Source organism: Corynebacterium sp. HMSC056F09, assembly GCF_001815785.1.
In the GTDB taxonomy this organism is placed as follows: Bacteria; Actinomycetota; Actinomycetes; order Mycobacteriales; family Mycobacteriaceae; genus Corynebacterium; species Corynebacterium hiratae.
Genome location: NZ_KV821931.1, coordinates 43,913 through 59,081 on the forward strand (window position 1 = coordinate 43,913; position 15,169 = coordinate 59,081).

Annotated in this window: 11 protein-coding genes and 1 tRNA gene; 4 read left to right on the forward strand and 8 right to left on the reverse strand. The window is 63.0% G+C overall.

The features are described 5' to 3' along the window. Window positions 1–124: 124 nt before the first annotated feature. From HMPREF3056_RS06860 to HMPREF3056_RS06885, 6 genes are all read right to left on the reverse strand, one after another. A tRNA-Arg gene (locus HMPREF3056_RS06860) sits at window positions 125–198 on the reverse strand. Between the two features lie 136 nt (window positions 199–334). After that, complete coding sequence (locus tag HMPREF3056_RS06865; protein ID WP_070754401.1) at window positions 335–1,936, reverse strand: alpha/beta fold hydrolase; 1,602 nt, start codon at window positions 1,934–1,936, stop codon at window positions 335–337. Window positions 1,937–2,040: 104 nt separating this feature from the next. Beyond that, window positions 2,041–2,670, reverse strand: coding sequence for a LutC/YkgG family protein (locus tag HMPREF3056_RS06870; RefSeq protein ID WP_070754402.1), 630 nt, complete (start codon window positions 2,668–2,670; stop codon window positions 2,041–2,043). Next, a complete protein-coding gene (locus tag HMPREF3056_RS06875) occupies window positions 2,667–4,172 on the reverse strand; it encodes a LutB/LldF family L-lactate oxidation iron-sulfur protein (protein WP_070443742.1) in 1,506 nt (501 codons plus the stop codon). The genes HMPREF3056_RS06870 and HMPREF3056_RS06875 overlap by 4 nt, the downstream gene beginning before the upstream one ends. After that, window positions 4,172–4,957 carry a (Fe-S)-binding protein gene (locus HMPREF3056_RS06880; protein ID WP_070754403.1) on the reverse strand — a complete coding sequence of 262 codons (786 nt, stop codon included), beginning with the start codon at window positions 4,955–4,957 and terminating at the stop codon, window positions 4,172–4,174. The genes HMPREF3056_RS06875 and HMPREF3056_RS06880 overlap by 1 nt, the downstream gene beginning before the upstream one ends. 324 nt (window positions 4,958–5,281) lie before the next feature. Further along, window positions 5,282–6,934, reverse strand: coding sequence for an L-lactate permease (locus tag HMPREF3056_RS06885; RefSeq protein WP_070754404.1), 1,653 nt, complete (start codon window positions 6,932–6,934; stop codon window positions 5,282–5,284). Between the two features lie 236 nt (window positions 6,935–7,170). Here HMPREF3056_RS06885 and argS point away from each other — a divergent pair, with 236 nt between their 5' ends. The 4 genes from argS to thrB all read left to right on the forward strand — a co-directional run bounded on the left by argS (window position 7,171) and on the right by thrB (window position 12,600). After that, on the forward strand, window positions 7,171–8,832 hold the full coding sequence (gene argS / locus HMPREF3056_RS06890) for an arginine--tRNA ligase (RefSeq protein ID WP_070754405.1): 1,662 nt from the start codon (window positions 7,171–7,173) through the stop codon (window positions 8,830–8,832). A gap of 12 nt (window positions 8,833–8,844) precedes the next feature. Beyond that, entirely contained in the window at window positions 8,845–10,182 is a 1,338-nt protein-coding gene (lysA, locus tag HMPREF3056_RS06895; protein ID WP_070754406.1) for a diaminopimelate decarboxylase, read from the forward strand. Between the two features lie 151 nt (window positions 10,183–10,333). Beyond that, window positions 10,334–11,659 (forward strand): homoserine dehydrogenase, encoded by a 1,326-nt coding sequence (locus HMPREF3056_RS06900; protein ID WP_070528834.1) that lies wholly within the window; start codon window positions 10,334–10,336, stop codon window positions 11,657–11,659. A 17-nt stretch (window positions 11,660–11,676) separates the two neighbouring features. After that, complete coding sequence (gene thrB, locus HMPREF3056_RS06905) at window positions 11,677–12,600, forward strand: homoserine kinase (RefSeq protein WP_010187115.1); 924 nt, start codon at window positions 11,677–11,679, stop codon at window positions 12,598–12,600. A gap of 1 nt (window position 12,601) precedes the next feature. Here thrB and HMPREF3056_RS06910 read toward each other — a convergent pair whose 3' ends face one another. Both HMPREF3056_RS06910 and HMPREF3056_RS06915 read right to left on the reverse strand, forming a co-directional pair. Then, the gene (locus tag HMPREF3056_RS06910) at window positions 12,602–13,303 is read right to left on the reverse strand and encodes a helix-turn-helix transcriptional regulator (RefSeq protein ID WP_070511551.1); all 702 of its coding nucleotides are present in this window, start codon (window positions 13,301–13,303) and stop codon (window positions 12,602–12,604) included. Between the two features lie 117 nt (window positions 13,304–13,420). Further along, window positions 13,421–15,166, reverse strand: a complete 1,746-nt coding sequence (locus HMPREF3056_RS06915) for an ATP-binding cassette domain-containing protein (protein ID WP_232751643.1) — start codon at window positions 15,164–15,166, stop codon at window positions 13,421–13,423. Between the last annotated feature and the right edge of the window lie 3 nt (window positions 15,167–15,169).

The following is a 15,169-nucleotide window of genomic DNA, read 5'->3' on the forward strand; positions in this document are numbered from 1 at the left end:
ACCTGCAGGTTGCGGGTTTCAGGTCTGGGGGAATGCAGAATGCGCAAGGCGCCCCCCGCACGTGGCGTCGTTGAAAATGAGGGCCGGGGTGCGGCCTGATGGGAGAGATGTGGGCATGAAAAAGTGCCCCTGACAGGGATCGAACCTGCGACCTTCGGTACCGGAAACCGATGCTCTAATCCGCTGAGCTACAAGGGCATTGCTGGCGAAATGCCAACGATGCGATTCTAGCCTATAAAGACTGAAGCGCAGTAATTGGCCTCACGCCGATGGGGGTGTGGCGGGAGGAAGGGGCGGCTAGGTAAGTCGCCCCTTCATTGTTTCGCAGCCTGTATTACTGGGCGGGCTGCTCCTGTGCCTGGGGCTGGTCAAAGAAGCCCGGCGCATCCGCGGTGTGGACCTCACCGGTGCGCAGGTAATCAACCACGATCTGGTCGACGGCCTTGTTGCCCATCGCGAAGTGGCCGTGACCCGGGCCGTGGACGGTCACCACGCGGGATTGCATTGGATCCGAGAGGCCGCGGTAGAAGGCGTACGGAGTCTGCGGGTCACCGGTGGCCTGCAGCTGCAGCGGCTTGGTCTGCAGGTTCTGGCCGGAGACGGCAATTGGAGTGTTGACCGGTGCGCGGCCACCGCACCCTGCGCCGGAGGCGTACATCGAGTTGAACAGCGTGAAGGGGTCAATCGTGACGTAGTTCGACCAGAGGAACGCCGGAATGAGGGTGGGATCCGTCGGCGCGGTGTTCTCATTGCACATGATGATGTTTTGCATGCTCACGGCATTGAGAACGTCCTGCTGAGCCTGCTGCGGATCCTGCTGGGCCTGCTGCTGTGCCGCCTGCTCCTCAAAGTTGATTGGCTCGATGCCGCCGATGTGCTTAGCCAGCGTGTCCCAGGACTCTGGGCGGGGGAGAAGCTCACGGGTCGCGGACAGCGTCGGCGAGGAAGCTTGGACAGCCTGCGGGTTGCGTACCTTGCCGGCGAGGTGCTCCGCCTGCACACGCAGCTCACCGGTAGCAGTCATAATGTTGGCGCCTGGCTGGCCGGCGAACTCCAGTCCTGGGGGCAGGTCACCAATCTGGGCGTTAGGTGGAAGCACGGTGGGGCGCACGCCTGCCTCGGCGGCAACAATCTGGGACCAGCGCTCGTAGGCCTTCAGCGGGGTCTTTCCGGCGTGGTAGGAGTCGTCATTCTTGGCCACGTACGCAAAGAAGTCATGCAGCGCATTCTCGTAGCCTGCCTGCTGGGAAGCGAAGATCTGGTTCCATGCCATCTTCGGATTCATACCGGAATCCAGCACGACCTTGTCGGTGTGCTGTGGGTAGAGCGTGGCGTAGGTGGAGCCCAGGAAGGTGCCGTAGGAGAGACCGGCGATGTTGATTTTCTCCTCGCCGAGTGCCTGGCGCACAACCTCCCAGTCCTTAGCGGTGTTCTCCGTGGTCAGGGAATCGGTGTAGCCCGGGGTGTTCTTCTCGCAGTCATCGCGGGTAATTGCGCCGATCTTCGTCAGCTGCGCTAGCGGGTTTCCGCCCACTTCGCTGGACGTGCAGTTCACCTCTCCCGACTCGCGCAGGCCACGCGGCTGCACACCGATGATGTCGTAGCTCTGTTTGACTTCCTCCGGCCACGCGGCGAAGCTCACCCAGCTATACGCGTCACCGCCCGGGCCACCCGGGTTGGTAAACAGGGTGCCCTGACGGTTTCCGGTGGCCTTGAGGCGGATGAGGCCGACGTCGATGGTGCCTTTCTCCGGGGCATCGTGATAGGTCGGAACGGTCACGTGACCGCACTCAGCGCGCTCTTCGGTGACCCCTTCCGGGCACGGCCCCCAGTTGATGGTGGGTTGGTCGGCGTGAGCAACAGCGGGCGCGGCAACCAGGCCGGCAGCAACAGCTACGGGCCCCAGCACCGAGCCTAAAACGCGAGAAAGACGCATAGAATAAGGCTCCTAAAATCGTTAATTAGTACGTGCCTTATCCTATGCGCCGGGGGTGATGTGAGCCGAGTGTTCGGAAGGGGCGGGTGCCCCCGAACGTCACATTACTTAACAATCACCACAATGAGATCGCGCGGGCCGTGGACACCCTCCACGCGGGAGAGCTCAATATCCGAGGTTGCGGACGGACCAGAGATCCACGTCGCCGGGCGCTCCGGGTTCATGCGGGAGACCATCTCCGGGACGCCGTAGACAATCTGGTCCTTACGCACGATGCACACGTGACGGTCCGGCACCAAGGTCAGCGCGCGACGGCCACAGGTTTCATTGGACTCGAGCACGATGGTGCCGGTCTGCGCGGAGGTGACGTGGGATTCGGTCACCACGGCGTCGACGGCGTCGAGCTCGCGCGGGTTTTTGGCATTGTCATCCGGGGTGACGGTGCCTTCGAAGCCGTCGAGAAGCCCGGCGTCCATGCCGGGTGCGTAGACGACGTTCGAACAGCCGCGCTCCTTGAGGATGCCCACGAGGGTGGAGTTCAGTTCAGACTCATCGGTGACGTGCACATCAGCCTTGTAGTCTTCGAGGCGGTCCACCAGCATCTCGCGCAGCTCATCTTCGTTGAGCGTGCCTTCCTTCTGGTACTCGCGCGGGATGTCTACGTGGTCCGGCAGGCCGGCCTGCTTCTGGGCGGCTGAAATGCGGTTGAGGATTTCCTCTTTGGCGGTGGTCACTTGATGCCCTCCTTCTTGGCTTGGGCGAGGAGTTCTTGAGCTTCGTCAGTGTTGAACCATTGGCGGAAGGACTTCTTCGGCGGAACGGCAGTATCGCGTACCTCGGACCAACCAGACATGAACAGCGGCAGCTTGTCGATGACTCCGTTGAAACCACCGAGGACACGGCCGAGTGCCACCATGTGGGTGATCTGGTTCCAGATCTTCGGGTTCTTCCACACCAGCTCAACTACCTGGAAGAGTTTCTCTTCGACCGGCGGGGTGGCGTGGGTGACCTTCTGGTAGCGGTTTTCCAGAATGACCTGGGAGAGCGGGATGCGCACCGGGCACACCTCGTCGCAGCGGCCGCACAGGGAGCAGGCATAGGGCAAGCTTGCCGACGGATCGTTGTGGTCCTTCATGCCAGTCAGCTGCGGCGTCAGGGAGATACCAATCGGGCCCGGGTAAACGGAGCCATAAGCGTGGCCGCCGGCGCGCTCGTAGACCGGGCAGACGTTCAGGCAGGCAGAACAGCGGATGCACTTGAGTGCCTCGTGGCCCTTGGGGGAGGACAGAGCAGCGGTGCGGCCGTTATCCAGCAGCACGATGTGGAAGTTCTGCGGGCCGTCACCTTCGGTCACACCAGACCACATGGAGGTGTACGGGTTCATGCGCTCTGCAGTGGAGGAGCGCGGCAGCAGCTGCAGGAAGACCTCGAGGTCCTGGAAGGTGGGAACCAGCTTTTCAATACCCATCACGGTAATGAGGGTTTCCGGCAGGGTCAGGCACATGCGGCCGTTGCCCTCGGACTCCACGATGTTGATGGTGCCGGTTTCTGCCACACCGAAGTTAGCGCCGGAGATGGCGACCTTGGCCTTCATGAACTGCTCGCGGAGGAACTGGCGGGATGCTTCAGCCAGCTCCGCCGGCTCGGCCTTGAGGGAGTCATCCGTATTCGGCATCTTGTTGACAAAGATGTCACGGATCTCCGCGCGGTTGCGGTGAATAGCCGGGACCAGAATGTGGGAAGGCTTGTCCTCACCCAGCTGGACGATGAGCTCCGCCAGGTCGGTTTCCTGGGCGTGGATGCCGGCCTCTTCCAGGTGCTCGTTGAGAGCGATTTCCTGGGTAGCCATAGACTTAATCTTGACCACGTCGGTCTCACCGGTTTCGCGGATAAGCCCCTCGATGATCTCGTTGGCTTCCTTGGCGTCGCGTGCCCAGTGGACGATGCCTCCGCGCTTGGTCACCTGCTCTTCGAATTGGAGCAGCAGTTCGCCCATGCGCACGGCGACGTCATCCTTGAGTGCCGAGCCGGCGTCGCGAAGCTGCTCCCAGTCCGGTGTTTCATCCACGGCGTGCTGGCGCTTGTCACGAATCGTGGTGGTGGCGTGGTGCAGGTTGCGGCGCTGGGTGGCGTTGTTGAGGCCCACGTGAGCCAGCGGCACGAAGGCCTTCGAGCCGCGCAGGTTGCCGTAGCCTTCAGGAGCGCGCGGAGGAGTGGTGTCGAGGAAGGAAGTCATTAGAGCATCTTCTCCTTGGAGTAGGCCGCAGAGGTAGGAGTCCACGGGTGTTCCTTGGTGGAGGCGAGGATTTCCGCCAAGTGGATAGCGCGAACACCGGAGCGCTGGCGGGCCAGGGCACCACCGATGTTCATCAGGCAGGAGGAGTCACCGCCGGTGACGTATTCGGCCTCGGTTTCGCGGATGTGGCGGGTCTTGTCACCGACCATCGCTGCGGAAACCTCGGCGTTCTTGAGGGCGAAGGTGCCACCGAAACCACAGCACTCTTCCGCATTAGGCAGCGGGGCGAGGTCGATTCCTTCGACCTCCTTAAGGAGCTGGTACGGGCGGTCACCCAACTTGAGAAAGCGCAGGCCGTGGCAGGAGGGGTGGTAGGTCACGCGGTGCGGGAAGAAGGCGCCGACGTTGGTGACCCCGGCGACGTCGACAAGAAACTCCGGCAGATCCAGGGTTTTGCCGGCGGCCTTCTTGGCACCGTCCACATCGGCGGCGGTACCGAAGCGGTTGGCAATCATCTCGTGTTGCTCGCGCACGGCGCCCACGCAGGAGCCGGAGGCGGAGACGACGTAGTCGATGGAGGGGTCCGCGAAGGCGTCCGCATAGGTGCGGATCATGCCCAAGGTCTGCTCCTGGTAGCCGGTGTTGATGTGCATCTGGCCGCAGCAGGTCTGCTCCTCTGGGAAGACGACGTCATAGCCCAAGCGGGAGAGGATGAGGGCTGTGGCCTTGTGGGCATCGGGGAAGAGTGAATCACCGATGCAGGTGGAAAACAATGCTATTCGCATTCGTGAGCGCTCCTTAATCTGCCTCCATGTGGCTTGTCCCGTGCTGGGCACAGCGGAGTTGCACTCGGATGCGCGCTACCAGGACAGCCGCACTGGGCATTTTTCGAGTTTGTATCTTTGAGCCTACCGCCCAAAACTCACATTATCGAGACGGGATTATCCCTCCTACCTGGCTTTTTATCGCAACACTAATGTTGTGAAATTCCTAACGTGCGGTGATGCTCGCAGCGGTCGCGGCCGATATGAGACAACCCCCAGACTGGGCGATGAAGACGCCCGAATCTGGGGGTAGTTAGCGGTGTAGAACTGTGTGGCTAAACCTTTTTAGGGGACCAAGAAGCCCAGCACGTTGGTCATGAGGAAGACGATGATGCACACGACGACGAGGAAGGCCACAGAGTAGCCCACGACGGCCTTGAAGATGCGGGATTCCTCGCCCTCCATCTGGACCGCGGTGGCGGCGATGGCCAGCGACTGCGGGGAGATCATCTTGCCCACAACGCCACCCGAGGTATTGGCGGCCAGCATGAGGTCCGGGTTGACGCCGATGCGCTCGGCGGCGGTGACTTGCAGGTTGGCAAAGAGCGCGTTGGCAGAGGTGTCCGAGCCGGTGACCGCAGTGCCGATCCAGCCCAGAACGGGGGAAAAGAGCGCGAAGATGCCGCCTACAGAGGCTACAAACTGGCCAATGGAAATGGTCTGGCCGGAGTAGTTCATAGTGTAGGCCAGCGCCAGGACCAAGATGATGGTCAGCGCGGAGAACTTCATGCGGTTGACTACCTCGCCGAATTTGGCCACTGGTGCGGAGGCCTCCAGCGTGTAGCGGCCGTTCTCATTGAAGGCCATGTAGATGATGGCCACGATGATGCCGGAGATGAGCAGCAAGGTGCCCGGGTTGCCCAGCACGTTGAACTTGAAGGCGGTATCCATGGCTTGGCCTTCGGCGTCGAAGACGGTGCCGTCGAGAAGCGGCCAGGCAACGTTGACCTGCAGGAAGCCGAAGATGGCCGGCCACGCGGTGGCGATGGCGAAGACAGCGGTCACCACGGCATAGGGCAGCAGGGCCATCCAGATGCGGCTGCCGTTGAGGTCCGTGACCCCTTCCTGGGCGGGCAGCTCCATGCGCTCACGCAGGCTGTCGACACCCTTGGGCTTCCATACACGCAGGAAGATAAAGCCCGCGCCGAGGGAGACAATGCAGGCCACGACGTTAGTGAGTTGGTAGGCGAAGAACGTGGCGGCTGCCCACTGGGCAATAGCGAAGGAGATGCCGATGACAGCGGCGGCAGGGCCGGCTTCCTTGACGCCACGCATGCCGTCGAGGATGAAGAGGATAAAGAACGGAACAACCGCAGCGATGAGCAGCACCTGCAGGGAGATGAGGCTCGCAATATCGGCGGTCTGCTCGGCGGTGCGCCCGCCCACGGAGCCGGCGGTGGTCACCGGGATGCCCACCGCACCGAAGGCCACGGGCGCGGTGTTGGCGATGAGTACCGTGGTGGCTGCCTTGAGGGGCTTAACACCCAGTGCCAGGATCATGGTTGCCGTAATCGCCACGGGGGCGCCGAAACCGGCGAGGGCCTCCAACAGGCCGCCGAAGCAGAAAGCGATGAGGATGGCCTGGATGCGAATATCGCCATCGCCCAAGAGATCAAAGGTCTTGCGCAGGTCATTGAAGCGGCCAGAGGCCACGGTGACCTCGTAGAACCAGATGGCGGTGATGATCACCCAGACGATGGGGAAGAGGCCGAAGAGTCCACCGCGCACCGCGGAGGACAAAGCCATGCCGGTTGGCATGCCCATGCCAAAAATGGCGATGAGAACCGCCACTACGAGCGCGACCGCACCCGAGGTGTGAGCGCGGGCCTTGAGCCCCAGGAGCATGATAAAGAACGCGATGAGCGGCAGCGTCGACACCAGCGCGGTGAGCCCGACGTTGCCAGCAATGGCGTCGGTGGTGATATTGAAGGTTGACATAAAGCTCAATTCCAGTTGGCTCCCGTCGGCGTCCCCGTGGAGGTCCCCAAGATGCGGCACCGCATGTTTCGGCCGAGCGAGAGGGCGAAAGGTTGGATCGATTCAGATAACGCCTTTTAGGGTAGAACTTGGTGCTTCGCTGTGCCGCATTGTTCACCTGATGGGGGTGGGTGACCTTGCTAACCTCTGCGACCTGATAGCGCCTCCCAGCGGCGGAGACGATAGACTTTGGCCCTATGAATCCTGAAGATCTTTCCGTCCTGATCAAGAACACTGCCGCCGCCGTGCTCACCGAGCATGAGCTGGACTCCTCCGTCCTGCCGGAGACCGTGAGCGTGGAGCGCCCGCGCAACCCGGAGCACGGCGATTACGCCACCAACCTGGCACTCCAGGTGGCCAAGAAGGCCGGCACCCAGCCCCGCGAGCTGGCGCAGTGGCTGGCGGATGCCCTCGCCGGCAATGACGCCATCGATGAAGCATCCATCGCGGGCCCGGGATTCCTCAACATTCGCCTCGCTGCTGCTGCCCAGGGCGCCATCGTGGCCCAAGTCCTTAGCGCCGGTGCGGACTTTGGTAGCAACTCCACCTACCAGGGCAAGAAGATCAACCTGGAGTTCGTCTCCGCGAACCCGACCGGTCCTATCCACCTGGGTGGTACCCGATGGGCCGCCGTGGGTGACTCGCTCGGCCGCGTGCTCGAAGCCTCCGGCGCGGAGGTGACCCGCGAGTACTACTTCAACGATCACGGCGGACAGATCGACCGTTTTGCACGTTCCCTGGTGGCCGCGGCCAAGGGCGAGCCCACCCCGGAGGACGGCTACGGCGGCGATTACATTAAGGAGATCGCGCAGGCGGTAGTGGAGAAGAACCCCAGCGCTCTCGACGGCAGCGACGCCGACGTGCAGGAGGCCTTCCGCTCTGCCGGCGTGGAAATGATGTTCGCCCAGATCAAGGAGTCCCTCCACGAGTTCGGCGTGGACTTCGACGTCTACTTCCACGAGAATTCCCTCTTCGAGTCTGGTGCCGTGGAGAAGGCCATCCAGAAGCTCAAGGACAACGGCAAGCTCTACGAAGCTGAGGGCGCATGGTGGCTGAAGTCCACCGAGTACGGCGATGACAAGGACCGTGTGGTCATCAAGTCCGATGGCAACGCCGCCTACATCGCCGGCGATATCGCCTACGTGGCCGATAAGTTCGACCGTGGGCACGACCTAGCCATCTACATGCTGGGCGCGGATCACCACGGCTACATCGCCCGCCTGCGCGCCTCGGCCCAGGCTTTGGGTTATGACCCGGAGGCCGTCGAGGTCCTCATCGGTCAGATGGTCAACCTGGTCCGCGATGGCCAGGCGGTCAAGATGTCGAAGCGTGCCGGCACCGTCATCACTCTTGATGACCTTGTCGAGGCCATCGGCGTCGACGGCGCGCGCTACTCCCTGGTGCGCTCTTCCGTGGATTCCAGCCTGGACATCGACTTGGGCCTGTGGGCCTCCCAGTCGGCTGATAACCCGGTCTACTACGTGCAGTACGGCCACGCCCGCATCTGCTCCATCCTGCGCAAGGCAGAAGAGCTGGGCTTCGATACTGCCGCGCTTGCCGACGCCCCCCTCGACCTCCTCACCCACGACAAGGAAGGCGACCTCATCCGCACCTTGGGCGAGTTTCCCGAGGTTGTGTCCACCGCCGCGACCCTGCGCGAGCCGCACCGCATCGCACGCTATGCCGAGGAGCTCGCCGCCGTGTTCCACCGCTTCTATGACCAGTGCCAGGTGCTGCCGAAGGCAGGCGAAGAGACTGAGCCGATCCACTCCGCGCGCCTCGCTCTGGCTGCAGCCACCCGCCAGGTCATGGCGAATGCCTTGACCATGGTCGGGGTCAGCGCGCCGGAGAAGATGTAAGAAAAGGTATCGATGACTGATTTCAATTCTCTGCCGGCCCACGTATGGCCGCGCAATGCCGCTCGAGACTCGAATGGTGTGGTCTCAATTGGCGGTGTGGCGCTGACCGCCTTGGCCGAAGAATATGGCACCCCGCTCTACGTCTTTGATGAGCAGGACTTCCGCTCGCGCTGCCGAGATATGGCCAAGGCCTTCGGCGGGCCTGAGCATGTGCACTATGCCTCCAAGGCTTTCATTACCAAGCGCATCGTGCGCTGGGTTGACGAGGAGGGCTTGTGCCTCGACGTGGCCTCCCTCAACGAGGCCAAACTGGCGCTGGCCGCGGGTTTCCCGGCGGAGCGCATGACCGCCCACGGCAACAACAAGGAAGACGAGTACCTGCAGCTGTGCGTGGAGAACGGCATCGGGCACGTCGTCCTCGACAACGAGGAGGAGCTCTCGCGCCTCAACAGCATCGCGGCGTCAGCTGGGCGCGTCCAGCCGGTGATGATCCGCGTGAAGCCTGGCGTGGATGCCCACACGCACGAATTCATCGCCACGGCTCACGAGGATCAAAAGTTCGGCATCTCCCTGTCCACCGGCGCCGCTTTCGATGTCGCTCGCACGGTGCTGGAATCCGCGAACCTTAAGCTCGTGGGCTTGCACTGCCACGTGGGCTCCTCAGTGTTTAACGCCGATGGCTTCAAGCTGGCAGCCGAGCGCGTGCTGAGCCTGTACAAGCGCATCCACTCCGAGCTCGGAGTTGCCCTCGAGGAACTGGACTTGGGCGGCGGCTTCGGCATTCCCTACATGGAATACGAGGAAGCCCTGGACGTGGCCACGCTGGCCAAGGACCTGCTCGACGCCGTGGAGCGCACCGCTACTGAGCTTGGCATCAAGCCGCCCTTCGTGCTGGTGGAGCCCGGCCGTTCTCTGGTCGGTGCCTCCGCGGTCACCGTCTACCGCGTGGGCACGGTCAAGGACGTGGAGACCGGCAAGGCGGATCTGCCGATGCGCCGCTACCTCTCCGTGGATGGTGGTATGTCCGATAACATCCGGCCGGCGCTCTATGGCTCGGAGTACGACGTGCGCGTGGTTAACCGCCGCACCCAGGGCGAGCCGGTGGACTCGCGCATCGTGGGCTTCCACTGCGAGTCCGGTGACATTCTGGTCAACGAGCGCCGTTTCCCCTCGGATATCACTACCGGTGATCTCCTCGCTTTCGCCACCACCGGTGCCTATCAGTACATGATGGCTTCGCGCTATAACGGCGCTTTGCGCCCGGCGGTCGTTTCCGTGCGTGACGGCAAAGCCTCGCTCATGCTGCGCCGGGAAACGGTGGAGGACTTGCTGGCGTTGGACGTCGACTAGCGCGGCGTTGCCACAGCTCACCGCATTTTATTCACAAAGATATGGCCGGTCGCGCGTTGTGCCGGCCACTTTGCGTAGAAATAGACAGCTCGTTCTGTATAGTGATGGGCTAGCACGTAACAATCATTCGCAATTTCAACAAGGGGACACCATGACGACGACGAACCGTAGCAAGAAACCCGAAGGCGAACCCGTAGGAATCGCGCTGCTTGGATTTGGCACCGTAGGCGCCGAGGTTTTCCGCCTCGTGCAGGAAAACGCTGACGCTTTTGCGCACCGCATCGGCGGCCCCGTGGAGATCCGCGGCGTCGCCGTGCACAACAAGAACAAGCTGCGCCCGGGCGTGCCGGCGGAGCTGCTGACCGACGACGCCAAGGCCCTTGTCCTGCGCGATGATATCGACCTCGTCGTCGAGGTCATCGGTGGCATTGATTTCCCGCGCGAGCTCGTCCTCGCGGCCCTCAACGCCGGCAAGTCCGTGGTTACCGCCAACAAGGCTCTCGTGGCCGCGCATGCGGATGAGCTCGCTGAGGCCGCCGACCGCGCCGACGTTGACCTGTACTTCGAGGCCGCCGTGGCCGCTGCCATCCCGGTGGTCGGCATGCTGCGCCGTTCCCTGGCTGGTGACAAGATCCAGCGCATCTCCGGAATCGTCAACGGCACCACCAACTTCATCCTGGACGCCATGGAGTCCACTGGTGCCTCCTATGAGGATGCGTTGGCTGAGGCCACCCGCCTGGGCTACGCCGAGGCCGATCCCACCGCTGACGTGGAGGGCCACGACGCTGCCTCCAAGGCCGCCATCCTGGCTTCCCTGGGCTTTTACACCCGCCTGACCTTCGACGATGTCTACTGCGAGGGTATTTCCAAGATCACCGCGGATGACATCAAGGCTGCCAACCAGGCTGGCTACTCCATCAAGCTGCTCGCCATCTGCGAGCGCCTCGTCGATGAGGAGACCGGTGCGGAATCCGTCAACGCCCGCGTGCACCCGACGCTGGTTCCGAAGGAGCACCCGCTGGCTTCGGTCAGCCAGTCCTACAACGCCATCTTCGTTGAAGCGGAGGCCGCTGGCTCTCTGATGTTCTACGGCAATGGTGCCGGCGGTAACCCCACGGCATCCGCTGTGCTGGGTGATGTCATCGGTGCGGCACGCAACATTGTCCACGGCGGCCGTGCGCCGGGGGAGAACACCTACGCCAACCTACCTATTGCGGAGTTCGGAGAAGTGGAAACTCGTTATCACGTCGACATGGAAGTTGAAGACCGCACCGGCGTGCTCTCCGCCATTTCCGGTGTCTTTGCCCGCCATGGGGTCTCCCTGCGCACCGTGCGCCAGGAAGACGGCGATGCCACCGCTCGCCTCATCGTGGTCACCCACGCGGCGAAGGAAGCGGTGCTTGAGGATATCGTCGCTGCCCTCGGCGAGCTCGATGAGGTCAAGGCTGTCCACTCCGTCATCCGCCTCGGCGTCTAAGGGTTTTAGGTACAACAATGAGTATCGATATCGAAGTAGGCACCAAGGTCACGGTTCAGGTCCCGGCCTCCTCGGCCAACCTGGGCCCGGGCTACGACACCCTCGGCATCGCGCTGAGCCTTTACGACACCGTGGAGGTCGAGGTCACCCGCTCCGGCTTGGAGGTAGAAATCTTCGGCGAGGGCGCCGAAGAGCTGCCGCGCGACGGCTCCCACCTTGTGGTCAAGGCCATCCGCTCCGCACTCAAGGCCGCCGATGTCGAAGTCACCGGCCTGCGCGTGGTGTGCACGAATAACATCCCGCAGTCCCGCGGCTTGGGCTCCTCAGCGTCTGCCGCGGTGGCCGGCGTGGCCGCGGGCAACGGCCTGGCTGGGTTCCCGCTCTCCGAGGAGCAGGTTGTGCAGTTGTCTTCGGCCTTCGAAGGCCACCCGGATAACGCCGCGGCCTCCGTGCTGGGCAATGCGGTGGTCTCCTGGACCACCGTGCCTGTCGACGGCCGCTCGCTTCCGGAGTACCGCGCCGCCACCTTAGAGGTTCACCCAAGCATCAAGGCCACGGCCTTGGTCCCGGACTTCCATGCCTCGACGCAGGCAGTGCGCCGCGTGCTGCCCTCGCACGTCACGCATGCCGACGCCGCCTTCAACGTCTCCCGCACCGCGGTGAACGTGGCGGCGCTGACCGCTTACCCGGACCTGCTGTGGGAGGGCACCCGCGACCGCCTGCACCAGCCTTATCGCGCTGATGTCCTGCCGGTCACCGCGGAGTGGGTGAACCGCTTGCGCAACCGCGGCTACGCCGCCTACCTGTCGGGCGCGGGCCCCACCGTCATGGTCCTGCACACCGAGCCCATCGAAGAAGCGATCCTCGACGATGCCCGCGAGCAGAACCTGCGCGTACTGGAGCTGGAGGTCGCCGGGCCGGTCTCCGTCGAGCGCGGTTAGGCTAGCTAGCTTCATTTTCCACGTTGATTCGGCACACGCCGTTTCCGGACTTTGGGATCAGTTTCAGGCTTAACCTCCCACCGGAATCGGCGGCCGCCTGCTCCAAGTAGCCATCGTGGATGGCACAGACAAAGGGGGAGGGCTCCACACCGGCGCTGACAAATGGGCAGGCGTGCAGCTCCACATCGGTGCGGCCCTCCTGGTCGAATTGCTCGGCTGAGGTTACTGGGTCAAAGCCCATTTCGCGCATCATCCGATGAAGCGAACCGAGCGCCTCAGCACCATGGCTGCTGGCAGCGGTCTTCGCCCACTCGCGGCCAAGCTCCCGCGCCTGCTCTGAGGCATAATCATTGAGCTGCTCCTTAGCCGCCAGGGCTTTAATCAACACACTGATCAGCGTGACGTACTCCTCCGCGACCGAACGGTTGTCCGGCACCCGCACTTGGAAGATCAGGGAGGGGCGCCCGCGCCCCTGCGCTGGGGCGGTGACTACTCGCACCGCGCCAGCGTTGACGAGTTCATCCAGATGCCCGCGCGCGGTGTTAACGTGCATGCCCATTTTCTTAGCAACTTCTGCGGCCCGTGCTCCTTGCGGGAACTTCTGCAAAACCGAGAGGACTTCGCGCTGCTTGGGGGAGAGCTTCATCGTGTCGGGAAAGAGCTCGGTCGATGAGCGAGGACTTTGTGTAGAAAATGTGGACATGGACTGTAGCTCCTTGATTAACGCTACGAGGATCCTACATCCAGACCGCTGTTTTTCTACTATTGCGGTCAGTACATATACCGAGATCTCCCTCACGACATGGGTAAATACACTGGATTAAGTACGGGTGTAGACCGTGAGGGCGCTGGCGTCGAGGGCCACGGGCACCACCTGGCCGGGAGCGTTTCTACGCGCTGGCTGGCCCACCGTGACCCGTTGGCCGTCAATATCAACGAGGGTAGTGCTTCCCAAATCAGCCACAATGGTGGCACTCAAACTGGTGGCGCCCTGCGCGCCAATGGGGTCGAAGCACAGCGCGGTTTGAGGGAAGGCCGCCCAGTGTTCGCCGTTGCGGTCTGGAGCAAACGTGTCTCCTCTGAAGGAACCGCGCAGTACATTAACGCCCGCTAGTTCTGCCATGAAGCGGGTGGTAGGTTGCTCCAGTAGTCGGTCTGCAGGGCCCTGGGAGACAATGTCGCCAGCTTCCATTACAGCGATATCGTCTGCCAGAGTTTCGAGGTCCACACGGCTGTGGGTGACAATGACCGTGGTGCGATCAGCGGCTGAGATACGCAGAAGGTGGCGCCACCGGGCGGCGGATTCGACGTCCATAGCGGCAAAGGGCTCGTCCACAATCAATACCTCTGGACGAGCGGCAAGCGCGCGCAGGAGGGCGACCTGCGCGGCTTGCCCGCCGGAAAGCTCGGAGACATGCCCGAGCTTCTGCAATCCGGCTGCGCTCAGAAGCTCCTGGGTGCGTCGTGCGTCCTTGGTCACCATGGTCAACGCTTGAGCCACGGTGGCAGTGGGTGGTAGCCCGGGGTCTTGGGAGAGCATGACCACGCGCTCGGCGTTAGTCTGGGCTCCTTGCAAGCGCCCGCTAATAAAGCGCATCAGCGTGGTCTTGCCGGCGCCGTTGGGGCCAACCACCGCGGTTACGCGCCCGCCACGGAAAGTTGTGGTGGTGTTGTCGACCGTTACGGAAAGCTCGTGGGGTGGCGCCAGCGGGGCAGTCGCCGCGCGGAGTGCATCTGGGTCCATCGGTTTCAAAGCGCGTACAGCCTGCTCGCGGCGGCGCCGCAGTAGCAGAGGCATTCCGGCTGCGGTGAGGGTGAGGATGGCTATCCCGATTAACACGGCCGACAGAGCATAGGCATTGTCCGCGCTGACCTCACGCTCAAGATAGATACCGCTCGGCATGGTTCGGGTAGAACCGGGCAGGGAACCGGCGAAGGTGATCGTCGTTCCGAATTCGCCCAGTGAGCGTGCGAAAGCGAGCGCTCCGCCCGTGAACACGGCAGGAAGGATAGTCGGGAGGATGATGCGCCAAAGGATGGTCCCTGCGCTCAGGCCGATGCCCCGCGCGCTAGCCACGACCTCAGGATCGAGCTGCCGCAGTGCGGAGTCCACCGCCACAACTACGAAGGGGAGGGTGACAAATAGATGAGCGGCCACGACGCCGGGGAAGGCAAAAGATATGTGCAGCCCTGCTTGCTCCAATGCTGGGCCAAGCAGACCGCGGCGCCCGAGCAGCGCGGTAAGGGCCAAGCCGCCAACCACGGGAGGCATGGCCAAAGGGAGGTAGACCACCAGCCGCACAAGGTGAGACACGCGGCGTAGCTGCTGGAGCCACAGAGCCAGACAGGTGCCCAGCAACGTGGACAACAAGGTAGACAACGCCGCCGCGGAAAGGCTGACGCGGAGAAGGTCATGGGTCGCCGGAGCGCTCAGCGTGTCGGCGAGCTTCGGCCAGGGCACTCGTACCCCGAGGGCGAGCACCGGGGCAAGGATGTAGACCGCAGCGAGCACGCCGGCGGCGATGACCGGCCGCGTTGTCCGCGGGCGCTGTTCGCGCAATATCACTCG

Coding starts and splice junctions, on each gene's coding strand:
- HMPREF3056_RS06900 (WP_070528834.1), top strand. CDS start 10,334: ATGACGACGACGAACCGTAGCAAGAAACCCGAAGGCGAACCCGTAGGA.
- HMPREF3056_RS06880 (WP_070754403.1), bottom strand. CDS start 4,957: ATGCGAATAGCATTGTTTTCCACCTGCATCGGTGATTCACTCTTCCCC.
- argS (WP_070754405.1), top strand. CDS start 7,171: ATGAATCCTGAAGATCTTTCCGTCCTGATCAAGAACACTGCCGCCGCC.
- lysA (WP_070754406.1), top strand. CDS start 8,845: ATGACTGATTTCAATTCTCTGCCGGCCCACGTATGGCCGCGCAATGCC.
- HMPREF3056_RS06885 (WP_070754404.1), bottom strand. CDS start 6,934: ATGTCAACCTTCAATATCACCACCGACGCCATTGCTGGCAACGTCGGG.
- HMPREF3056_RS06865 (WP_070754401.1), bottom strand. CDS start 1,936: ATGCGTCTTTCTCGCGTTTTAGGCTCGGTGCTGGGGCCCGTAGCTGTT.
- HMPREF3056_RS06875 (WP_070443742.1), bottom strand. CDS start 4,172: ATGACTTCCTTCCTCGACACCACTCCTCCGCGCGCTCCTGAAGGCTAC.
- thrB (WP_010187115.1), top strand. CDS start 11,677: ATGAGTATCGATATCGAAGTAGGCACCAAGGTCACGGTTCAGGTCCCG.
- HMPREF3056_RS06910 (WP_070511551.1), bottom strand. CDS start 13,303: ATGTCCACATTTTCTACACAAAGTCCTCGCTCATCGACCGAGCTCTTT.